Consider the following 23,033-nt stretch of genomic DNA (forward strand, 5'->3'; position numbering starts at 1 on the left):
AAGTCCCCCGGTTGGGTTAGACGTCCGTAATCACCTGTCCGATTTGCAGATTGACTTCCCGCTCCGACTTTTGGCCGAACAGGAAGACGATGACGCGGAGCAGTACGCTGAGGATGCCGAGCACCACCATCCACAGGCCGGCAGCGTAGATGCCCTTGATGATCCAGCGGTGGGTCAACCCGACCGTGCTGTCGGACTGCTCGCCGAGCCGATAGGACTGTGCAACGAAATCCAGGCTGTAGTAGGCGACCAGCGCCATGTAGGGCAGCGCCAGCACGATGCAGCCGGCGAGCTCGATCCATGCCCTGCTGCGATACGACATCTTCTCGCTGAAGGTATCGACCCGCGGATGCGCGTTGATCGTGTAGCAGTAGCCCATCCAAAGCGAAAAGATCGCAGCGTGGAAGTGCCATTCCAGCTCTTGCAGCTTGGTGTACGGCAGTTGCAACCCAAACTTGCGCGCGACGACATCAAACGTGGTCACGCACGCCATGATGACGAGCAGCCAACCGGACGCCAGAGCAACAACCTCGAGCGCCCGCCGCATACTCTCGGCCAGCTTCAGCAATGCACTCATCGCGACAAAGTCCTGCTGTGGCTGCCGGGCTGTCCGGCTGATCTTGTCATCGGCGGACGAAGCCCAGCAGGAGCCGGCGCAGCCACGCGCTGCACCGGCTGCTTCCGCTCAATCCTTCTGGTAGGTGGCTTTCAACGTCTGCGACGCGCCCCAAACCGCGAACTTCTTGCGGTAGTCCAGGTAGTGGTCGGCGACCTTCTTGAACAGCGGGTCCTTGGCCGATTCCTCCGCCAGCACTTCCAGCCAGGCCTTCTCCAGCGTCGCCAGGTCCTGGTCGCTCCAGCGCTTGACCTGAACATTATACTTGTCGCGCATCTCGGCCATCGCCGCGAACTGGGCGTGGTCGCTTTCGGCGTAGTTGCGCATGATGGTTTCGCCGAGGGCGATCTCGATGATCGCCTTGTTCTGATCCGACAGCGCATCCCACGCCGCCTTGTTCATCAGGAGCTCGCCCACCGAGACCTGCTGATGCCAGCCGGGGAAATAGTTGTACTTGGCGATCTGATGGAAGCCCAACTTGGTGTCCATCGTCGGCATCGAGAACTCGGTCGCGTCGATCACGCCGCGCTCCAGCGCAGGATAGATGTCAGCCGCTGCCAGCAACTGGGTGGAGACGCCGAGCTTCTGCATCACCTGTGCGCCAAGGCCGAAGAACCGCATCTTCAGCCCCTTCAGTTCCTCGACCGACTTAACCTCCCTGCGGAACCAGCCGGATGTCTCAGGCGCGATGGCGCTGGAGTCGATCGCAATCAGGCCGTGCTTGGCGTAAATTTCATCGCGCAACTGGTTGCCGCCGCCGAACCACTTCCAGCCAAGGAACTCGCCGACGGGCGGGCCGAACGGCACGGTGGTGAAGAAGGCGAGTGCGGGATACTTGCCCGTGTGGTAGCCCGGCGTCGTCCAGCACGATTCGATCGAGCCCTTGGACACCGCGTCGAAGCACTCCAGCGGCGGGATCAGCGCGCCGGGCTCGTAGAACTTGATCTCCAACTTTCCGCCCGACAACCGCTCGACATTCTTCGTGAAGCGCACGCCCGGGGGGCCCAGGTGTGGCAGCTGGCTGCCGAACGCGCTCTGCATCTTCCAGCGGACTTTTTCCTGCGCGTTGGCATCTGTGGTCACCGCCGTGAGGGCCAAGGCGGCTAGTCCCGCGAATCCCAGTACCAGTGTGGATCTAATCATCGCAGCTCCTCCCTTCGTTTCACGCAGTGCCGGCGCCCGCGGCTCACACGGCCGCAAGGGTTGTTCGGCGGTACGTTCGATGAGGTGGCTACGTTTTCTTTTTGGCCTTGGAAGGCGCCGGGACGGACGTTGTCTCACCCCATTCCCAGCAACGTGGCATGAAGGCGCACAGCTGTCAAAAAAGCGCTTGGCAGACGACGCAATTTGCCGCCGCGTGTTATTCCTTCTACGTCCGTATCTGCCCGGAGCCGGTCGCAACGCCGATATGGTGCGCCGCGAAGATGCGAGCCATCACTAAGCAAGGATCTCATCCGGACAATTGTCGATTGGCCGGGAAGCCGGGAAGCGGCATGCGCGACTTAGCTATAGCCGTGCTTTGGGCGGCTCCAAGGGGCCTGGACCGTGCTCTAGTCTAGATCGCCGTCATCTCGCCCTTGGTCCAGGCTTCGCGCAGCTTGAATTTCTGGATCTTGCCCGATCCCGTCAGCGGGAACGCTTCCACCACGAACCAATGCTTCGGCGTCTTGTGCGGGGCGAGCGAGGCACGCATGTAGTCGATCAGCTCTTCCTTTTCGATTGTTACGCCGGGCGCCGGACGGATGAAGGCCGCGACCTCTTCACCCCACTTTTCGTGCGGAACGCCGACGACGGCGACTTCGCCGACCTTGGGATGGCGGAACAGCAGCTCCTCCAGCTCGCGCGGATAGATGTTCTCGCCGCCGCGGATGATCATGTCCTTGAGGCGGCCTTCCACCGTGCAGTAGCCGCGTGCGTCCATTGCGCAGAGATCGCCGCTATGCAGCCAGCCGTCCGCATCGATCGCGGCTGAGGTCGCATCAGGCATTTCGAAATATCCGAGCATCACGTGATAGCCGCGGGTACAGAATTCGCCGACAGTGCCGACCGGAACGGTCTCGCCGGTATTGGGGTCGATGATCTTGTTTTCCATATTGGGAAGCGGCAGGCCGATCGTATTGGCTTTGTCCTCGACGCTGTCGGTGGTGCGGGTTTGCGCGGCGACCGGCGAGCATTCGGTTTGGCCGAACACAATCGTGAAGGGGGCGCCGAGCTTTTCCTCCAATAGCCGGACCAGCGCGGCCGGCACCGTGGAGCCGCCGGAGCAGATCGCCTTGACCGATGAGAGGTCGGTCGCCGCGAATGTCGGGTGCTCCAGCATCGCGACCAGCATGGTGGGAACGCCGAGCATCGCATTGCCGCGATAGGTCCCGAGCATTTCCAGCACCAGTCCAGGCTCGAAGGCCTCGACCAGCACCTGCGTTGAGGCTTTCGACACCGCGCCGATCACGCAGCAGACGCAGCCGCCGGTATGAAACAGCGGCATGGTGGTGACGAATACGTCGCCGGGATCGACGCCCATGCGGTCGGCGGTGTCAGCGCCGTTGTTGAGCAATCCGCGATGACGGAGCAGGGCGCCCTTCGGAAAGCCCGTGGTGCCTGACGTGTACTGGATCATGACGGGGTCGTCGGGACTGACCGCCGGCAGCCTGATGTTCGCGTCGTCGCCTGCCGCGATGAACGCGTCCCAGTCGTCGAAGCAGATGATCTCGCGCAGTTCGGGGCAGTTCGGCGCCACGGCCTGCACCGTCTCGAGCATCGGGTTGCCGCGAAAACCGTTGACGACGAAGACGCTGGCCGAGCGCGACTGCTTCAGCACATACTCCACCTCGCGCGCGCGGAACGCCGGGTTCACGGTGACGAGGATCATGCCCGCCATGCCGGCGCCGAACTCGAGCATCACCCATTCCGGGAGGTTCTGTGCCCAGACGGCAATGCGCTCGCCCGGTTTGAAGCGCGTCAGCAGCGCGCGGGCGGTGCGCTGGGCTTCACGATAAAACTGTGCGTAGGTCCATTGCCGGCGCAGTTTCGGATCGGGGACGCCTGCAATCAGGGCCAGGCGATCGGGCGCCGCCTCAGCCGCCTTGCGCAGGAGATCGCCGAACGTCATCTCCCGCACCGCAGGTGTGGTTGGTCCTGCGACGTGCGACTTCGTCAATGTCATTAAATCCTCCCCGGTCCGGGGACGGCGCCGTTCTTGCTGCCGGCGTTTCAGTCGTCCCCCGGCGGCCAAAATGCCTTCCGTCGCCGGTCAATGCAAGCGGACTATGACGTGCGAGGAACTTTGCATGCCACCGGTAATTACTTTTTTTGCCAAACGGAGGAAAGCCGGAGGAAATCGATGGCACGCAGATATTCGAAGAAGGCGTCGACCGACGTCAGGCGCGCGATGAAGAAGCGCAAGGCTGGTACGCTGAAGAGCGGCCGCTCGGGCAGGAAGGTCAAGAGCCGTAAACAGGCGATTGCGATCGGACTGTCGGAGGCGAGGGCCAAGGGCAAGAAGGTGCCGAAGAAGGCATCGAAGAAGCGGAAGGCTTCGAAGAAAAAGGCGAAGAAGTCGAAGCGGAAGACGAAGCGGTAGGCGCGCTCGCTCACCAAACTCCGTCATGCCCGGGCAAAAGCGCGAAGCGCGTCTTCGCCCTAGACGTCCCGGGCATCTATGTTCTTTGTGGAGCTAAGGAAGAAAGGCGTGGATGGCCGGGACAAGCCCGGCCATGACGGTGGAGAAAGCATCACCCCGCCTTGCGGTGTCGGGCCGCGGACCGGTGCGCTTTCTTCGCCGTCCGGCGTGCCGGCGCCCGCCGCGCGGTCGAGCCATGCGCCCGCCGTTTCGCGGCGGATTTCCCCTTCAGGCTCGCCTTCAGCGCATCCATCAGGTTGATGACGTTGTCGGGCTTTTCCTCGCGCTCGGCGGCCTTGATCGGCTTGCCGGAGGCCTTGCGCCGCACCAGTGCCTTCAGCGCGTCCTCGTATTCGTCCTTGAACTTCGAGGGATCGAAATGCGCGGCTTTGGTGTGCAGGATGTGGCCCGCGAGTTCGACCATGTCCTTGGTGATCTTGGGCGTCTTGATGCCGTCGAAATAATCCTCCTCGTCGCGCAGCTCGTAAGGATAGCGCAGCGTGGTGCCGAGCAGGCCCTTGCCGAGCGGCTCGATCGCCATGACGTGCTCGCGGTTGGTCAGCACAATGCGCGCCAGCGCGACTCGTTCCTCGTCCTTCATGGCGTCGCGGATCACGGCGAAGGCGTCGACGGCGGCCTTGCCGTCGGGTGCGACGTAATAGGGATGGTTGTAATAGCGCTTGTCGATTTCGTCCCGAGGCACGAAGCTGTCGATCTCGATGGTGTGATTGCTCTCGATCTGGACGGCCTCTAGTTCCTCCTTTTCGATCTCGACATACTGGCCCTTTTTCAGCTCATAGCCGCGGCCCTTCTGGTCGCTCTCCACGACATCACCGGTCTCGGCATCGATCATCTGCTGCTTGAGCCGGTTGCCGGTCTCCCTGTTGATCATGTGAAAGCGGGTTTTCTCGACCGATGTCGAGGCCGGATACAGCACCACCGGACACGATACCAAAGAGAGTTTTAGCGTGCCTTTCCAGTACGCGCGCGGGGCCATTGCAATCTCCGGCATGGTTGGGTTTGGGAACTTCAACGGTTAGTATGGGTTTTCGTTCCGGATGCCGCCGTGCGAGCGGCCGTGAGGGTCGAGGTTTGCCGTGGCGTTGAAGAAACTCAGCACGTACCGAAAGAAGCGCGATTTCGGCAAGACGGCGGAGCCCTCGGGCGACGTCAAGGTCCAGCCTGCGAAGCAGCGGCGGTTCGTGATCCAGAAGCATGATGCAACACGCCTGCATTACGATCTCCGGCTGGAATTTGACGGCGTCTTCAAGTCCTGGGCGGTCACCAAGGGGCCGTCACTCGATCCGCATGACAAGCGGCTCGCGGTCGAGGTCGAGGATCACCCGCTCGATTACGGCGATTTCGAAGGCACCATTCCCGAAAGCGAATATGGCGGCGGCACCGTTCAGCTTTGGGATCGCGGCTACTGGGAATCCGATGATCCCGAGCGCGGCTTCAAGAAGGGCGATCTGAAGTTCACCCTGCACGGCGCCAAGCTGCACGGCAGCTGGGTGCTGGTGCGGATGAAGGGCGACCGCTACGGCGGCAAGCGCACCAACTGGCTTCTGATCAAGCACCGCGACGAGTTCGCGAAGGAAGGCGCGGCCAACGACATCCTGGAAGAGGACCGCTCCGTCGCTTCCGGGCGATCGATGGCGCAGATCGCCGAAGGCAAGGGCAGGGCGCCAAAGCCGTTCATGCTGGCCAAGGGCAAGACAAAGGCCGACGCAGTCTGGCACTCGAACCGGGGTGAAGCGGCTGACGCGCGCGCCAGCCGGAAAACGGCAGCCCTGCGCGCCACGCCGGAGACCAAGACCCGCGCGCCAGCGCCAAGCGCCAAGCCGAAGAAGGTTTCCTCGATGCCGGATTTCGTCGCGCCGCAGCTTTGCGCCTCTGTCGAGCGGCCGCCGAACGCGGAGGGCTGGTGCCATGAAGTCAAGTTCGACGGCTACCGCGTGCAGTTGCGGATCGAGGATGGCGATGTCGCGTTGTTGACGCGCAAAGGGTTGGACTGGGCCGACAAGTTCGGTGCCATCGCGAGAGCATCCAAGGCGCTGCCCGATGCGCTGATCGACGGCGAAATCGTCGCGCTGGACCGCAACGGCGTGCCCAGCTTCTCCGCTCTGCAGGCGGCGATCGCGGACAGCAAGACCGGCGACCTCATCTTCTTTGCGTTCGATCTCCTGTTTGCCAAAGGTGAGGATTTGCGCGCGCTGCCGCTGCGAGAACGCAAGGAACGCTTGAAGCGCCTGCTGGAGCGACGGAACGGAAAGGAAAAGCTGATCCGCTACGTCGATCATTTCGAGGATCGCGGCGATACCGTGCTGGAATCGGCAAGGAAACTGGAGCTGGAGGGCATCGTCTCCAAGAAACTGGATGCTCCCTACCGCTCGGGACGCACCGAGAGCTGGACCAAGGCCAAGATCCGCGGCGGGCAGGAGGTGGTGCTGGGTGGCTGGAAGACGACCAACGGCAAATTCCGCTCGCTGATGGCGGGCGTCTATCGCGGCGGTCATCTGGTGTTCGTCGGCCTCGTCGGCACCGGCTTCGGGCAGGACGTCGTCCGGCGCATCACGCCGGCGTTGAAGGCGGCTGCCTCGGACAAGAGCCCGTTCGGCGGCAAGGATGCGCCGAAGAAGACCCGTGACGTGCACTGGCTGAAGCCCGAACTGGTCGCCGAGGTCGAATTCGCCGGCTGGACCGATGGCGGCAACATCAGGCAGGCCGCGTTCAAGGGGCTGCGTCAGGACAAGCCGGCGAAGGAGATACGCGCGGAGAGGCCTGCCATGACTGGAATTGCAAAGCCCGTAACACGGTCCGCGAAATCATCGGCCAAATCCGCCGAGGTGATGGGTGTTACGATCTCAAAACCCGACAAGGCGCTGTGGCCCGATGGCGGCGACGGCGAGGGCGTCACCAAGCTCGATCTTGCACAATATTTCGAGTCGGTCGGCGAATGGATGATCGACCATCTCAGGGGCCGTCCGTGCTCGATCGTCCGCGCGCCCGACGGCATCAACGGCGAAAAATTCTTCCAGCGTCACGCCATGCAGGGCGGCTCCGACCTCCTGAAACTCGCCAAGGTCGCGGGCGACCGCAAACCCTATTTGCAGATCGATCAGGTCGAAGGATTGGCGGCGGTGGCGCAGATCGGCGGACTCGAACTGCATCCCTGGAATTGCGCGCCTGATGATTACGACAAGCCGGGGCGGCTGGTGTTCGATCTCGATCCAGCCCCGAACGTTGAATTTTCGGAAGTGATCGAGGCCGCAAAGGACATGCGCCAGCGGCTGACCGCCGTTGGCCTCGAAAGCTTCTGCAAAACCACCGGCGGCAAGGGACTGCACGTCGTGACGCCGCTGCTCCACGGCGCAGGGGACAAGGTCACGTGGAAGGAGGCCAAGGCCTTCGCGCAAGGCATCTGCCAGTGGATGGCGAATGATGATCCCGAGCGCTATCTGCTCAACATGTCAAAGAAGCTGCGCAAGGGAAAGATCTTCCTCGATTATCTGCGCAACGACCGGATGTCGACGGCGGTTGCCGCGCTGTCGCCGCGTGCACGCGAAGGCGCCACCGTGTCGATGCCGCTGACCTGGACGCAGGTGCGCGGTGACCTCGATCCGAAGAAGTACACGGTGCGTACAGTGCCGGGGCTGTTGGCGAAGACGAAAGCGTGGGATGGCTATGATGACGCGGCCGCGCCGATCAAGGCCGCGATGAAGAAGTTGGCCGGGAAGTAGGGTGGGAAAAGCGCAGCGTGCCCACCATTCTTATGATGCAAGAAAAGGTGGGCACAGCGCTGCGCGCCTTTGCCCACCCTACGATTTCGATCCGCTCAAAGCTTCCCGAGCAGAAGTAGGATCAGCAGGATCACGATCACCAGGCCCAGTCCGCCGCCGCCGTAGTAGCCGGTGCCATAGAACGGTCCGCCGCCGATGCCGCTGAAACCGCCCAACAGGGCGATGATGAGAATGATAAGAATGATGGTGCCGATTGACATGAGTCTCTCCTCAGCCCGATAGAGCCGTTGCGTTTGTTCTGCCCTGAGACGGTAATAACAAACCGGAATCTCCAAAGTTCCTTATTGCGCCGCGATAATCGGCGCGTCTCTTCTTTTCGAACCGCGTGCAATTACATGCATTCGGACAAGAGAGGGATTTCTGCGATGACCAAACCGCTGGTGGTTTCGATTCCGCATAGCCTCGGACGCGAAGAGGCCATGCGCCGCCTGAAGACGGGGCTTTCGCGCGCCGCTTCCAGCGTGCCGGTGCTGAGCGTCGATGAGGAGCGATGGGAAGACAACCGCATGATTTTTCGCGTGCGCGCGCTAGGCCAGGCGGCGGCCGGCCATGTCGATGTAACGGAGGATCATGTGCAGGTGGAAGTCGTGCTGCCATGGCTGTTGCAGCGCTTTGCCGAGGTGGCCCAGGCCACGATCCAGAACCGCGGCAAGCTGTTGCTGACCAAGAAAAGCTGACGGTGTCCTAAGCGCGCCCGCGCTTGCGTGCCGGCTTTGCCGCCCCGTTGAACCTCGCCCGCAGCACGGCGACCGGCAGGTGCGCCAGCAGATCCGACAGCCGTAACTGCGTGGCATCGGCGTCGGCAAAGCCTTCGACCGCATAGCCTCCGACATCAAGTGCGGCGTCATATTTCTCCGGACCAGGCCAATGCCTGCCGCTGTCGGTAAACGGCGCAAACCAGCGCGTGACCACAATGATCGCGGCCTCGCGGCCGCGCCGCCGGGCGAACGCGATGAAATGCTCGCGCTGCGGTCCGCTTACTTCCAACGGTTCGTAATCGCCGCTCGTGAATACATCGGCGAGTTCGGTCCGAAGCTTGAGCAGATGCCGTGTCCAGGCGAGCTTCAGATGACCGCTCGGCCACTTCTCGACCAGGCGGTCCCAATCCGGTTTCTCCAGCGCGTCGAGCCGCCCTGCGCGTTCGGCAAAGTCGACCGGCCGCCGGTTGTCTGGATCGACCAGTGAATAATCCCAAAGCTCCGTGCCCTGATAGAAATCCGGCACGCCCGGCATCATGGTCTTCAGCGTGATCTGACTGAGCGAGTTCAGCGCGCCCAGCAGCGACAGCCGCTGCGCGAGTGTTTGCAGCGAGTTCAGGAATTCGCCTGAGAGCGAAGGATCGAGAATTTTTTCGATGAAGTTTTTTACGCCCTCCTCATAGGCCGCGTGGGGATTGAGCCAGCTCGTTTCCTGCTTGCCCTCGCGCGCCGCCTTCAGCGCATATTCCTGCATCCGCTCCGGAAACGAGGCGTCGTCCGGCTGCCATGCCCCGAGCAGCGCCTGATACAGCATGTATTCGAACGTTGCCGAGGGCGCGCGCAGATTACCGTCGACCGAAAGATGCGGCGCGTTGAGCAGCTTCCATCGGGCCACCGCGCTGGTCCATTCGCCCGGAATTTCCGCCAGCGCCATGATGCGCGTACGCGCGTCCTCGCCGCGCTTGGTGTCATGCGTCGCGGTCGCCGTCATGCCATACGGCCATTCGCTGGCCCGGGCCCGCATCATCCCGTGAAATTCGTCGGCCGAAAGCGCTTCTGCGGCCGGATCGCCGCCGACCTCATTGAGCGCGAGCAGGCGGTAGTAACGATAGAACGTCGTGTCCTCCAGCGACTTCGCCATCATGGGACCGGTGAACTGCTGCACCTTCAACGCGAAACGTCTCACGCGCGGCGCGCTGTGATGTGGGCGGCCCGGCTTGATCAGGTCCATCGTCAGGGCGTCGCGGAGAAAGTCGAAAATGCCGTCGTCGGCGGCAAACCAGTCGGTGCGTGCCCGTTCGATCGTCTCCGAGATCAACTGGCGATCATGCGCGGATGGGCCTGAGGACGTCAGGTAGGTGCGGTACACCGGGAAGTGCAGCACGTAGAGTTCGAGTGCCTGCCGCAGGCTGTCGGCGGAATAGTCGCGGGTGGAGTAATGTCCGCTGGCAATCCGCGCCAACAGGCGCGTCAGCACCGTGAACTCGCTGGTCAGCAGCGTTTCCAGCACGCGGCCCTTGGCTTCCCTCAGGATCGGTTCGATCTGCGGCGATTGGTTGCTGATCTGCCGCCAGACCTCGTCGAGCGGCTCCAGGCCATGGCCGTCAGTCAGCACATGGGTGATAGCGTTCATCCACTCATAGCCGGTGGTGCCGTGAACGCCGGCGAATGACGGCAGCTTTTCCTGTTCGCCGAGAATCTTCTCGATCACTACGTAGAAGGGCCTGTTACGGCCGCCATGCGCGTCGCGGACCAACCGCCGCAGGCGCTGGAAGTACTGGACGGGATCGCGCAGGCCGTCGATGTGGTCGAGCCGCAACCCCTCAAGCTTTTCCTCCGCAATCAGCCGTTTGACCAGGCGATGGATCGCCTCGAAGGTGCCGGCGTCCTCGGCGCGCAAGCCCGCCAGCGTATTGATGTCGAAGAAGCGCCGGTAGTTGATGTCGCTGGAAGCGAGCCGCCAATGACCGAGCTTGTAGTGCTGGCGCTCCAGCAGATGATGCAGTGAAAGCGTTGCCGCCGTGCGGTCCGCTCCGGCGCGATAGGCTTGCAGCCCCCGGGCGATGATGTCAGAGGCTCCCGCGATGCCTTTCAGTTCGGCCTTGAAGGCAGGCGCTTCCTTGCGGTTGGGGCGTCGCGGTCCCTGATAACGGGAGGCCAGCGCAAGCATCGCCTTGCCGGATGCACTTTCCTCCGCGCCCGCCTCCTTGACGACCATGCGCAGGATTTCACCGTAGCGCTCGGGCGCGATCGGCAACCGATGCTCGAAATACCACGCCGAAAAGCTGCCTTCGCCGGCGTCATAGCGAAGCTCTATCTCGCCATTTTCCAGCGCCTGCCCGTAGGACGAGCCGATGATCGGCAGCAGCACGCCGCCGCGGGTGCGGTATGGCAACTGCTCCCAGTCGATGTCGAAGGAGGCCGCGTGCGGCGAGGCGGGGCCCCACTCCAGCACATCGAGCCACCATGGATTATCGTCATAGTGCACGCCGACATGGTTGGGCACGAAGTCGAGAATCAGACCGAGATCATGTTGCCGCAGCACGGCGCTCAGCCGTTCGAAGCCTTCCTCGTCGCCGAGCTCCGGATTGAACCGGGCGTGGTCGGTGACGTCGTAGCCATGCGTGCTGCCCTTGCGGGCCCGCATGAAGGGCGAGGCATAGAGATGGGTGATGCCGAGCGCCTTCAGGTAAGGCACCACGGAAGCGGCGGCGTCGAAATCGAAATCCGCCGACAATTGCAGGCGGTAGGTCGCGATCGGGATCGCCGGGGGCATTGTCCTATCCGATGCGCCAGAGCACCGTCCATGGCGGGACGCTGTCGCCCAACTCGCTGCCCCAGATCAGGGTTCCCGCCGGCCCATTGGGCGCATGGCTGATGGCCTGGTCCGACAGGTTGGCAACCAGGCGAAGTGTGGCGCCATCGCCCATCCGCCAATCGGCCGTCAGCAAACCATCGTCTGCCACCTGTGCCTTCCCGAAGGCGGCGCCCACCAGTCGGGGGACAATCTGTTGCTTCCGAATTCCCAGCAATTCTCGCACGAGCGTCAGACGTTTTCGTCCCGCGGGCGCCTCACGGCTATCCCAGTCGAGCACCGCAGCGTCCCTCGTCGAAGCCGCAAGCGCGTCGGGGACCTCATCGCCATATTCTTCATAGGCCCAGGCCAGTTCAACGCGGCGGCCCTTGCGGACGGCATCGGCGAGATCGCCGCTGAAATCGCAGAAGAACGGGAAGGGGACGGTCGAGCCCCATTCTTCGCCCATGAACAGCATGGGGATGTGAGGTGCGATCAGCAGGACCTGAAGCGCCGCCTCGATCATCCGCGCGTTGGCATTGCCTTCGAGGCGGTCGCCCAACGCGCGATTGCCGATCTGGTCGTGGTTCTGCAGGAAGTTGATGAAAGTGGTCGGTGCGAGATGGCCGCTCGGTTCGCCACGCTTGCCGCGGCGAAATTCCGATGGCTCGCCCTGATAGACGAAGCCGGAGGACAGCGAGCGCGCAATGTCAGACCTCGGCGAGCGCTGGTAGTCGACATAATAGCCCTGCTTTTCACCGGTCATCAGCACGCGCCAGGCGTGGTGATAGTCATCGTTCCACTGCGCGCGATACTTTCCCTGTGACGGGTCCTGCGTGGCGTCCAGAATGCTGGCGCGGTTGTCGCCGTTCTCCAGCACCAGGTGAATGTGCCGGCCGGTTTCCGCGGCGAGTTTGCCGGCGGCGGCGCTGAGATCATGCAGCAGCGACAGCCCGCCCGGCTCGACGATAGAGTTGACGGCATCGAGCCGCAGCCCATCGAAGCGATAGTCGCGCAGCCAGTGCAGCGCGTTCTCGATCGCGAAATCGCGGACTTCTTTCACGCGATAATCGATCGCGCTACCCCACGGCGTATGCGCTTCCGTGAAGAAGGAAGGCGCATAACAGCCGAGATAATTTCCTTCGGGGCCGAAATGGTTATAGACCACGTCGAGCATCACCATCAGCCCGCGCTGATGCGCCGCGTCGATCAGCGCCTTGAGATCTTCCGGCCGTCCATAGGCGCTGTCGGGCGCGTACCACAGCACGCCGTCATAGCCCCAGTTTCGAGAGCCCGCGAAGTCCGCCAGCGGCATCAATTCCAGTGCGGTAATGCCGGTCTCGACCAGATGATCGAGCCTGTCGATCATCGCGCGATAGCTGCCTTGTTCGGTGAAAGTCCCGACATGGGTCTCGACGATCACGGCCTCCTGCCACGGCCGTCCGCGCCAGTTCGTGGCGCGCCACGGATAGGCTTCATGATCGATCACTTCGCTCGGACCAAAGACGTCATCGGGCTGAAATTCCGACCCGGGATCCGGCACGTCGATCTCGTCATCGATGCGGAATTTGTAGCGCGCGCCAGCCTTCACGCCGGCGATGTCGGCCGTGAACCAGCCGTCCTCGCCGCGCGTCATCGCGTGAGGCTGCTCCAGCATGACATCGACGCGCTTCGCCGCCGGCGCCCACAGCCGAAACCGCGTGCCGTAATTTGCCAGACACGGACCGAATTGCCGGTCGTTCATGCCATGCCCGCAAAGGCAAGCACCGACCGCGGCGGCGCGCTGGTTGCGGCGCTCGAAGCGAATATGGTCGGGCTCAGCACGGCCTCCGTCGTGTTCAGCACCTGGTGCCAGTTTTTGTACTCGGGCATCTTGGGCAACGTAAAGGCGATCTCTTCGGGGGCCGCGTTCAGCACGATAAAGATCGGCGGCTGACCTTGTTCCATCGGCCCCAGCACAAAGGCGAGGAATCGTCCTTCCGGAAAATTCCAGTCGGCTTCCTGCATCTCCTCGGCTGCCGGCGTCAGCCACAGCACGCCATAGGAGCCATCTTTGCGCCGCCCGGAGAGCCAGCGCTGGCAGCGCAGTTGCGCGAAGCGCCGGCGCAGGGTCGTCATGTGGCCGATGAAATCGGTGAGGTCGTCGCCTGGCTTGCCGAGATTGTCCCAATTCACCCAGCCGATCTCGTTGTCCTGGCAATAAGCGTTGTTGTTGCCGTTCTGCGAATTGCCGACCTCGTCGCCGGCCAGCAGCAGGGGTGTGCCTTGCGAGAGGAAGAGGCAGGCGAGCTGGTTCTTGCGGAGCTGCCGGCGCAGCGCAACGATCGCGGCGTCGTCGGTCGGGCCCTCATGGCCGCAATTGTTGCTGTGGTTGTCGTTGGAGCCGTCGCGATTGTCCTCGCCGTTGGCTTCGTTGTGCTTGTCGTTGTAGCTGAACAGGTCGGCCAGCGTGAATCCGTCATGAACGGTGATGTGATTGACGCTGGCGCGCGTCGCGCGGTTGTCGTGATGGAACAGGTCGGATGAGGCGGTCATGCGGCGCGATACGTCGCCGATCAGGCTGCCTTCGCCGCTCCAGTAACGCCGCATCGCGCTGCGATAGCGGTCATTCCATTCCGACCACTGCGATGGAAACGCGCCGACCTGATAGCCGCCCATGCCGAGATCCCATGGCTCGGCGACGAGCTTGACGGTTGCCAGCACAGGGTCCTGCCGCACCGCGGTCAGAAACGAGGAATTGCGATCGTAGCCGTTCGGCCCGCGCGCCAGCGTGGTGGCGAGGTCGAAGCGGAAGCCGTCGACGTGGCAGACCTCGACCCAGTAGCGCAGCGAATCCATCACCATCTGCAGCACGCGCGGATGGGTGAGGTTGACCGAACTGCCGCAGCCGGTGAAGTCGTCGTAGTAGCGCGGATTGTCCTTGCTGAGCCAGTAATAGGACGCGTTGTCGATGCCGCGGAAACTCAGCGTGGGTCCGAGATGGTTACCCTCGGCGGTGTGGTTATAGACCACGTCGAGCATCACCTCGATGCCGGCGTCGTGCAGCCGCGCCACCGTGGTGCGGAACGCGTCGAGCGCGTTGTCCTGCGCATAGCGCGGCTCCGGCGCGAAGAACGCCAGCGTGTTGTAACCCCAGTAGTTGGCAAGCTTCCGCTCCACCAGCACCCGGTCGTCGATCAGCCCGTGGATCGGCAGCAGTTCGATGGTGGTGACGCCGAGCCGCTTCAGATGCTCGATCATCGCCGGCGAGCACAGCCCGCCATAGGTGCCGCGCCAGCCCGGCGCGACGTCGTCGCGCTTTTGCGTCAGGCCCTTGACGTGGGCCTCGTAGATGATGGTGTCTTCCCAGGAAATGTTCGGCCGTATCTCGCGGCGGCCCCAGTTGAAGGTCTCGTCGACCACGACCGCCTTCGGCATACCACGGGCATTGTCGCGGCGGTCGAACGAAAGATCCTCGCGCGCGCTCCCCGTTCGATAGCCGAAATGCGCGTCGCTCCACACCAGCCGGCCAGCGATCCGCTTGGCATAGGGATCGAGCAGCAGCTTGTTGGCGTTGAAGCGGTGGCCGCGCTCGGGCGCATAGGGGCCATGGACGCGATAGCCATAGAGCTGTCCGGGCGAGACGTCGTTGAGATAGCCGTGCCAGACGTCCTCGTTGCGCTCGGGCAGTTCGATCCGCTCGAGTTCGCGCCGGCCCTGGCCGTCGAACAGGCAAAGCTCGACCTTCTCCGCATTGGCCGAGAACAGCGCAAAGTTGGTGCCCCGTCCGTCCCAGCTTGCTCCGAGGCGGGCGGGGCTTCCCGCGGACAATCGCATGCGTCAGCTTTCCGGTACGAGAAAGATCGCGGCCAGCGGCGGGATGGTCAGACTGAGCTCGGGGATGCTCCCTTCGAGGGTGTGGACTTCGCCGACATTGCCGACATTGCTGCCGCCATAATGGCCGGAATCGGAATTGAGCGCTTCCTTCCACTTGCCGGCGAACGGCACCCGGACGCGGTATTTGTGATAGACGTTCGGCGAGAAGTTCACGACCACGAGACAGCGCGCGTGCGCGTCGTAACCCTTGCGCAGCCAGGCAAAGATATTGTTGCCGGAATCATGGGTGATCACCCATTCAAACCCCGCCTGGTTGCAGTCCATCTCGTGCAGCGCCGGCACGGCGCGATAGAGATGGTTAAGATCGCGGATCAGGTTCTGGATGCCGGCGTGCCGGTGTTGCCCCAGCAGGTGCCAGTCCAGCGAATGATCGTGATTCCACTCGCGCTCCTGGCCGAATTCGCAGCCCATGAACAAGAGCTTCTTGCCGGGATGGCCGAACATGAAGCTGTAATAGGCGCGTAGGTTTGCAAACCGCTGCCACTCGTCACCCGGCATGCGGCCGAGGATCGAGCGTTTGCCGTGCACGACTTCGTCATGCGACAGCGGCAGAATGAAGTTTTCCGAAAATGCATAATGCAGGCCGAACAGGACGTCGCCGTGATGGTGATTCCGGTACACCGGGTCCTTGCCGATATATTTCAGCGTATCGTGCATCCAGCCCATGTTCCATTTGAAGCCGAAGCCGAGCCCGCCATATTCGACCGGCTGCGAGACCTGCGGCCATGCGGTGGATTCCTCCGCGGCCGTAGTGGCTTCCGGAAAATGCCCGAACAGTTCGATGTTGAAGCGGCGCAGGAACTCGATGGCTTCGAGGTTCTCCCGGCCGCCATGCCGGTTCGGAATCCACTCGCCGGCGGGCCGGCTGTAGTCGAGGTAGAGCATCGAGGCGACGGCATCGACGCGCAGGCCGTCGACGCCGTAGCGATCGAACCAGAACAGCGCGTTGGAGACCAGGAAGTTGACCACTTCGGTGCGGCCGTAATTGTAGATCAGCGTGCCCCAGTCGAGGTGGCGGCCCTGCAGGGGATTGGCGTGTTCGTAGAGCGCGGTGCCGTCGAAATAGCCGAGCCCATGCGGATCGTCGGGAAAATGTCCGGGTACCCAGTCGAGCCAGACGCCGATCCCCTCGCGATGGCAGGCATCGACGAGGGCGGAAAAGTCTTCCGGCGGGCCGAACCGGCTGGTCGGTGCGTACAGGCCGGTCGGCTGATAGCCCCATGATCCGTCGAACGGATGTTCGCTGACGGGCAGAAACTCGATATGGGTAAAGCCCATATCCTTCACATAGGCCGGAAGCTGTTCGGCAAGATCGCGATAGCTGAGCCATTCGTTGCCGTGCTTGCGACGCCAGGAGCCGAGATGCACTTCGTAAATCGAGATCGGCGCGCCCACCGCGTTGATGCCCGATGGCGCGGGTCGCGGATGCGGGATCCTGCTTTCGTCGACGACGATCGAGGCCGTTGAGGGCCGGATCTCCGCCGCAAACGCCACCGGATCGGATTTCAGCGGCAGATGCCGCCCGTCGGAGCCGGTGATGTCGAACTTGTAGCGGTCGCCGGCGTGGGCATGGGGCACGAACAATTCCCAATAGCCGACACCGCGCACCCGCATCGGATGCCGCCGCGCATTCCAGAAATTGAAATCGCCGACCACGCTGACGGCCTTGGCATTCGGCGCCAGCACCACGAACGCCACGCCATCGACGCCATCGAGCGTCATCGGATGCGCGCCGAGCTTGTCGTAGATCCGCCGGTGGGTACCTTCGCCCAGCAGATAGAGATCGAAGTCGCTGAGCACAGGCGGGAAGCGGTAGGGATCGTCGAGATCGACGACGTTCTCGCCGAAGCGGGCGCGGAGCTGATAACGTTTGGAGCCGTTCGGCAGCGCACCTGCAAACAGCCCGGCATCGTGAATCCGTTGAAGTGGCGCCGTCTCGCCATGCTCGCCGATCGCCTCCACATTGGAAGCTTCGGGGATGAACGCGCGCACCACGGTGTGGCCGTCTTCGCTGTGCAAGCCGAGATAACGAAATGGATCGGAATGCTTGCCTTCGATGATTGCATAGGCCTCGGCGGGTAGCTTGGTCATGAGGCCTCGAAGGTCGGTTGTGACAACATTCTGATGATCCCGGTCAGCGGCACGCGCAGCCATTCCGGCCGGAACGACAGTTCGTGTTCGATCTCGTTCAAGGCCTTCTCGAGCAGGAAGAAGGTCATCAAGCCGTCTGCCGACTTCGGATCGGCCGGCCACAGCCGTCGATCGGTCATGGCCTCGTGGTAGGCGGAAAGAAATGCGGCCGTCGCCCGGTCGCGCCACTCGCCAAGCGCCGCGCCGAGCTTGCCGTGCTCATCGTGGGCCACTTTGAGCGCGCGCTCAAGGGCTGCGGTTGCCGAATAATCGATCGATCGAACCATGCTGGCGACATCGCGCGCCGCGGGCGCCTTGCGCCGGCGCTCGGCGATACTGCGCCGCGGCGCGCCCTCGAAGTCGACGATGAAGATATCGTCCTTGACGATCAGCAACTGACTGAGATCGAGATCGCCATGGCAGCGGATGTTGGCGGCATCGGCCTCGCGCAGCAGCAGCGTTTCCAGCCAATCCGGCATGGCCGGCTGCAATGCCAGCAGCTGGTCTGCCAGCGGACGGTCGGCTTCTTTCAGCGTCTCCCGCCTCAGCCGGAGCGTATCGAAAACGCGCCCGGCGCAGAGCATCAAATCGTCGATCCAGCGCTGCACGTCGTCGCGGCCGGTCGGCTCCGGCGCGAATTCGGCAAGCTCGCTGTTGCCGGCAAGCGCAATGTGCAACTCGGCCACGCGCCGCCCGGCCTGCGACATGTAACGAAGATAGGGGATCTCTTCCTCGCGCTCGCCGGGGTGCATGCTCGCCGCCAGCAGGCGCTGCTCTTCGACGAAGCGATCGAGATAGCCCGCGCTCAGGGTCCAGAGGTCGCCCTGATTGGCGACGAAGGCGTGAACGACGCCGATCGCGCTTTTCTCGTTGCCCTCGACCAGTTCGGCGCTGCCGAGCAGCGCCGGTGTGTTGGGGAAGTTTGCGACGTCGGTCAGGAAGCGGCCCATCTCGATTTCGGGATTGGGGCCGGCCTGGAGCGTCCGGTAGATCTTGACGACATAGTCGTTGTCCACCAGGGCAGTGCTGCGAGGCTGCCCGGAATCGACGATGCGGATGTGCTCAGGCTGCCGGATCGGCTTGTCGCTGAAGCGGTTGGTTGGCCGGAATTCAAGCCGCAAGCCCTGTTCGCTCTCGTCCACCGTCAGCGATTGCTGCAGATTGCGCAACAGCAACGCGATGAAGATCTGGTCGGTGGCGACGTCAAGCAGGGTGCCTTCGCGGGCTCCTTGCCGAACGGCAGCCAGCGCCTGCGGATTGTAGCGCTCGCGGTCGAAGCGTACCCACTCGATCTGCATCGGCAGCACGTAGCGCGTGCTGACGCCACGTTGCGTCGTTTCGAAAAAGGCGAGCCACGGCCGGTTGTCGCCGATGTCGCAGAACGGAATGGCCGAAGTCAGGGTCGGACGGATCGACTTGGGCGATCTTTCCGGATACCAGCGGCTGCGCGCCAGATGTCCCGGAAGCACGTCGCGCTCGAACACGCCGCGCTCGCGCGCCAGCGACACCCAGGTCGCGTTCAGCGGCACGACCAGCGTTTCGAATTCGGGCACTGCGCGCTGCGGCACCGGCGCCGACTTGTCGCGCTCCTGCAGTTCGAACCAGTAGAAGCCGTAAGGCGCCAGCGTGATCATATAGGGCAGTTCGCCGATCGCCGGGAAACGGGTACGGCCGAGCATTTCCAGCGGAATTCGATCCTTGAAGGCGGAAAGATCGAGTTCGGTCGCCTGCGCGGATCGCGACAGATTGGCGACGCACAGGATGACTTCGCCCTGGTACTGGCGCACATAGCACAGCACCGAGCGGTTCTCCGGGCGGATGAACGTCATGGTGCCGCGGCCGAAGGCGAGCGTGGATTTGCGGACCGCGATCAGCCGCTTGGTGGCCGAGAGCAGCGAGGAGAGGCTGCGCGACTGCGCTTCGACATTGACGGACTCATAACCATAGACGGGGTCCATGATGGTCGGCGCGTAGAGCCGCGCCGGATCGGCGCGCGAGAACCCGCCATTGCGGTCTGGCGTCCACTGCATCGGCGTGCGGACGCCGTTGCGGTCGCCGAGATAGATATTGTCGCCCATGCCGATCTCGTCGCCGTAATAGATGATCGGCGTGCCCGGGAACGAAAGTAGGAGCGAGTTCATCAATTCGATCTTGCGCCGGTCATTGTCCATCAAGGGCGCCAGCCGGCGGCGGATGCCGACATTGATGCGGGCGCGCGGATCGTTGGCGTAGGTCGACCACAGATAGTCGCGCTCGACGTCGGTGACCATTTCCAGCGTCAGTTCGTCGTGGTTGCGCAAGAACAGCGCCCACTGGCAGTTGCCCGGGATATCCGGCGTCTGGCGCAGGATGTCGGTGATGGGGAAACGGTCTTCCTGCGCGATCGCCATGTAGATGCGCGGCATCAGCGGAAAATGATAGGCCATGTGGCATTCGTCGCCGCGGCCGAAATATTCCTGCACGTCTTCCGGCCATTGATTGGCCTCGGCCAGCAGCACCTTGCCTTTGGCATAATTGTCGAGTTCGCGGCGCAGCCCTCTGATGACGGCATGCGTCTCGGGCAGGTTCTCGTTGTTGGTGCCGTCGCGCTCGCAGAGATAGGGGATAGCGTCGAGGCGGAAACCGTCGACGCCGGTGTCGAGCCAGCGCTTCATCACCTGCACCAGCGCGCTCACCACGCGTGGATTGTCGAAATTGAGGTCCGGCTGGTGCGAGAAGAAGCGATGCCAGTAAAACTGGCCGGCTTCCGGATCCCAGGTCCAGTTCGATTTCTCGGTATCGGTGAAGATGATCCGCGTGCCCGGATATTTCTGGTCGGTATCGCTCCAGACATACCAGTTGCGGGCACTCGAATTCGGGTCCGAGCGGCGGGCGCGCTTGAACCAGTCGTGCTGGTCGGAAGTGTGGTTGATGACGAGCTCGGTGATGACCCGCAAGCCACGCTTCTTGGCTTCCTGGATGAAGCGACGGAAATCCTTCATGGTCCCGAAATCGGGATTGATGTCGCCGTAATCGGCGATGTCATAGCCGTCGTCGCGGCCGGGGGAGGGGTAGAACGGCAACAGCCACAGCGTGGTGACGCCGAGATCCTGCAGATATCCCAGTTTCTCGGTCAGTCCGGCAAAGTCGCCGATGCCGTCATTGTTGCTGTCGGCGAAGGCCTTGACGTGGAGCTGATAGATAATCGCATCCTTGTACCAGAGCTCGTCGGTGACGGCCTCAGTGGCTGGTCCCCCCTTTGCTTCGACCACAAGGCTGCCATCCGGATTCAGCGGATAGGTACCGTCGATAGAAAGGGAGACGCCGGCGTTGGAGCTCTCGGCGGTTTGCGCTTTTTTGTTCACGGTGATGCCATTGCCATGGAAATGACGTCCCCGTTTCGTTTGCAGAAAGGGAGACGTTTCGAACTGAGATAGAAAGCCGCTCGACTCGCTTTGGTTCCCTTGGAACCGTTGCTGGGCCCGAGCGTTAGACACCGTCTATCTCCTTCCCGTAATTGGACAATTTCGCGACATCCGTTTGATGTTTGCGTGCAAAGTACGTGCCGAATGGACCTTTTTGCTCAAGCCAAAGCCCAGGGAATCCAGACCGAGTTCCTGGACGGTCAGGGTCACCGCCGTGTGACGGATGCCGCCGCGCTCAAAATCATTCTGGATGCCTTGCCGCCGCAGGCCCCGGGACCGCTGGTCGGCCATCCAGTCGTGGTCCGCTCCGGCCGGCCGTCGCGAACCGAGCTCCCGGCTACAGCCAGGCTTCCGGTGGAGTGGAAAATCGTTGCGGATTCGGGGCTTATCGCCAAGGGCGAGAGCTCGGATCATGCCATCGACTGGCCCAAGGACCTGCCGCCTGGCGTCTACCGGCTTCAGGTGAGCGACGCCTCGGCCGCCGAGGACGTGCCGCTGATTTCGGCGCCGGAAAGGGCGTTTGGCGGCGAGTTCGACCGTTGCTGGCTGCTTGCAGTCCAGCTTTACGGCGTCCGCTCCGCGCGCAACTGGGGCATGGGCGACTTCACCGACCTCGCCAGCCTGATCGAACTCGCCGATCATCTCGGCGCCGACGGCATCGGCCTCAATCCGCTGCATGCCCTGTTCGACGATCGCCCGGGCGATTGCAGCCCCTATTCGCCGAACAGCCGGCTGTTTCTCAACGCGCTCTATATCGACGTCGAAAAGCTTCCCGAATTTCAGCCCGATTCTGAAATCCGCGAGGCTTTGGCGCCGTTGCGGGCCGGAGAGGTCGTCGATTACGTCGGCGTCGCCGCTCTGAAGTGGCGGGCGCTCCGCAGGGCCTTTGGCGCTTTCAAGGCCAACGCCAAGCCGGGCCGCCAACAGGATTTTGACAAATTTCGCGCCGAGCGCGGCGCCTTGCTGTCGCACTTTGCCTGCTTCGAGGTGCTCCGGCACAAATTCGGCAAGCCGTGGTGGGAATGGCCGGAAGAGTGGCGGCGGCCAGACGATGCCAAATGTGCCGCCCTGCGCCAGGGGGAGGGCGCCCGCGAGATCGAGTTCGTCGAATTCGTGCAATGGACCGCCGACCGGCAGTTGGGAGCAGCGGCCGATCTGGCGAAACAGCTCGGCATGAAGGTCGGGCTCTATCTCGACGTCGCGGTCGGCGTGCAGGCCGATGGGTTCGACGCCTGGAACGAGCAGGTCGCGATATCCCGCCATCTCGGCGTCGGCGCGCCGCCCGATCCGCTCAACACCGCCGGCCAGACCTGGGGCCTCGCCGGCTTCAATGCCGTCGGGCTCGAGCTTGAGTCCTTTGCGCCATACCGCGACATGCTGCGCGCCGCGATGCGCCACGCCGGCGCCATCCGTCTCGACCATGTGCTCGGCCTGAAGCGGCTCTATCTGGTGCCGCAAGGCTTCAGCGCACGCGACGGCGTCTACGTCCAGATGCCGTTCGAGGCGCTGCTGGCAGTGACTGCGCAGGAAAGCGTTGCGAACCGCTGCGTCGTGATTGGCGAAGACCTCGGCACCGTGCCGGAAGGCTTTCGCGACCAGATCGCCGATTGGGGCATCTGGTCGTATCTCGTGATGATGTTCGAGCGCGACGACGGCGGCTCGTTCCGCCATATCGACCATTACTTGACCAATGCGCTCGTCACCTTCAACACCCACGATCTCTCGACCTATGCCGGCTGGCGCTCGTTCGGCGATCTCAAGCTGAAGCGCTCGCTCGGGATCGATCCCGGCGAGACCGACGATGCGCGCTGGCGTGCGCTGGCGATGCTGGACGACGTGCTGGGTCATCATACCATCGACCGCAACGATCTCTATTCGGTGGCGAATTTTCTGGCGCGCACCAGATCGCGGCTGCTCGCGATCTCGCTGGAGGACCTGCTCGGGGTGGTGGATCAACCCAACATTCCCGGCACCGTCGACGAGCATCCGAACTGGCGGCGCCGGCTTCCGGTGCCGATCGAGGAAACGACATCCTCGGTCGACGTCGCCGCACTCAAGGCGGCAACCCATGAGCGGTCGCGCGCTGCAATCTGATC

At 63.0% G+C, this 23,033-nt stretch carries 14 protein-coding genes; 4 read left to right on the forward strand and 10 right to left on the reverse strand.

Features of this window, described 5'->3' with window-relative positions; genetic code table 11:
* Nucleotides 1-16 precede the first annotated feature (16 nt).
* From IVB22_RS24745 to IVB22_RS24755, 3 genes are all read right to left on the reverse strand, one after another.
* Nucleotides 17-577, reverse strand: a complete 561-nt coding sequence (locus IVB22_RS24745) for a TRAP transporter small permease subunit (protein ID WP_247519866.1) — start codon at nt 575-577, stop codon at nt 17-19.
* 108 nt (nt 578-685) lie between these two features.
* On the reverse strand, nt 686-1,759 hold the full coding sequence (locus IVB22_RS24750) for a TRAP transporter substrate-binding protein (RefSeq protein ID WP_247519867.1): 1,074 nt from the start codon (nt 1,757-1,759) through the stop codon (nt 686-688).
* A 412-nt stretch (nt 1,760-2,171) separates the two neighbouring features.
* The gene (locus IVB22_RS24755; RefSeq protein ID WP_247519868.1) at nt 2,172-3,779 is read right to left on the reverse strand and encodes an AMP-binding protein; all 1,608 of its coding nucleotides are present in this window, start codon (nt 3,777-3,779) and stop codon (nt 2,172-2,174) included.
* Between the two features lie 225 nt (nt 3,780-4,004).
* Between IVB22_RS24755 and IVB22_RS24760 the strand changes: the two genes are divergently transcribed.
* A complete protein-coding gene (locus IVB22_RS24760) occupies nt 4,005-4,196 on the forward strand; it encodes a DUF6496 domain-containing protein (protein WP_247520118.1) in 192 nt (63 codons plus the stop codon).
* Between the two features lie 151 nt (nt 4,197-4,347).
* Here the strand turns inward: IVB22_RS24760 and IVB22_RS24765 are convergent, their stop codons facing one another.
* A complete protein-coding gene (locus IVB22_RS24765; protein ID WP_247519869.1) occupies nt 4,348-5,232 on the reverse strand; it encodes a Ku protein in 885 nt (294 codons plus the stop codon).
* Between the two features lie 100 nt (nt 5,233-5,332).
* On the opposite strand from IVB22_RS24765, the gene ligD reads away from it, so the two are divergent.
* Nucleotides 5,333-7,975, forward strand: coding sequence for a DNA ligase D (gene ligD / locus IVB22_RS24770; protein WP_247519870.1), 2,643 nt, complete (start codon nt 5,333-5,335; stop codon nt 7,973-7,975).
* Between the two features lie 95 nt (nt 7,976-8,070).
* Here ligD and IVB22_RS24775 read toward each other — a convergent pair whose 3' ends face one another.
* Nucleotides 8,071-8,235: a DUF3309 family protein gene (locus tag IVB22_RS24775; RefSeq protein ID WP_065752791.1), complete on the reverse strand. Its 165-nt coding sequence runs from the start codon at nt 8,233-8,235 to the stop codon at nt 8,071-8,073.
* A 165-nt stretch (nt 8,236-8,400) separates the two neighbouring features.
* Between IVB22_RS24775 and IVB22_RS24780 the strand changes: the two genes are divergently transcribed.
* The gene (locus IVB22_RS24780) at nt 8,401-8,712 is read left to right on the forward strand and encodes a polyhydroxyalkanoic acid system family protein (protein WP_247519871.1); all 312 of its coding nucleotides are present in this window, start codon (nt 8,401-8,403) and stop codon (nt 8,710-8,712) included.
* A gap of 7 nt (nt 8,713-8,719) precedes the next feature.
* Here IVB22_RS24780 and treY read toward each other — a convergent pair whose 3' ends face one another.
* The 5 genes from treY to treS are packed head-to-tail and all read right to left on the reverse strand — an operon-like array spanning nt 8,720 to nt 20,784.
* Nucleotides 8,720-11,509, reverse strand: coding sequence for a malto-oligosyltrehalose synthase (gene treY, locus IVB22_RS24785; RefSeq protein ID WP_247519872.1), 2,790 nt, complete (start codon nt 11,507-11,509; stop codon nt 8,720-8,722).
* Between the two features lie 4 nt (nt 11,510-11,513).
* Nucleotides 11,514-13,271: a malto-oligosyltrehalose trehalohydrolase gene (gene treZ / locus IVB22_RS24790; RefSeq protein WP_247519873.1), complete on the reverse strand. Its 1,758-nt coding sequence runs from the start codon at nt 13,269-13,271 to the stop codon at nt 11,514-11,516.
* Nucleotides 13,268-15,343, reverse strand: a complete 2,076-nt coding sequence (glgX, locus tag IVB22_RS24795) for a glycogen debranching protein GlgX (protein ID WP_247519874.1) — start codon at nt 15,341-15,343, stop codon at nt 13,268-13,270. Before glgX ends, treZ begins: the two co-directional genes overlap by 4 nt.
* 3 nt (nt 15,344-15,346) lie before the next feature.
* A complete protein-coding gene (gene glgB, locus IVB22_RS24800) occupies nt 15,347-17,494 on the reverse strand; it encodes a 1,4-alpha-glucan branching protein GlgB (protein WP_247519875.1) in 2,148 nt (715 codons plus the stop codon).
* Nucleotides 17,491-20,784, reverse strand: coding sequence for a maltose alpha-D-glucosyltransferase (gene treS, locus IVB22_RS24805; protein WP_247520119.1), 3,294 nt, complete (start codon nt 20,782-20,784; stop codon nt 17,491-17,493). The genes glgB and treS overlap by 4 nt, the downstream gene beginning before the upstream one ends.
* A gap of 297 nt (nt 20,785-21,081) precedes the next feature.
* Here treS and malQ point away from each other — a divergent pair, with 297 nt between their 5' ends.
* On the forward strand, nt 21,082-23,031 hold the full coding sequence (gene malQ, locus IVB22_RS24810) for a 4-alpha-glucanotransferase (RefSeq protein WP_247519876.1): 1,950 nt from the start codon (nt 21,082-21,084) through the stop codon (nt 23,029-23,031).
* Nucleotides 23,032-23,033 lie beyond the last annotated feature (2 nt).

This window comes from Bradyrhizobium sp. 190 (genome assembly GCF_023073415.1).
In the GTDB taxonomy this organism is placed as follows: Bacteria; Pseudomonadota; Alphaproteobacteria; order Rhizobiales; family Xanthobacteraceae; genus Bradyrhizobium.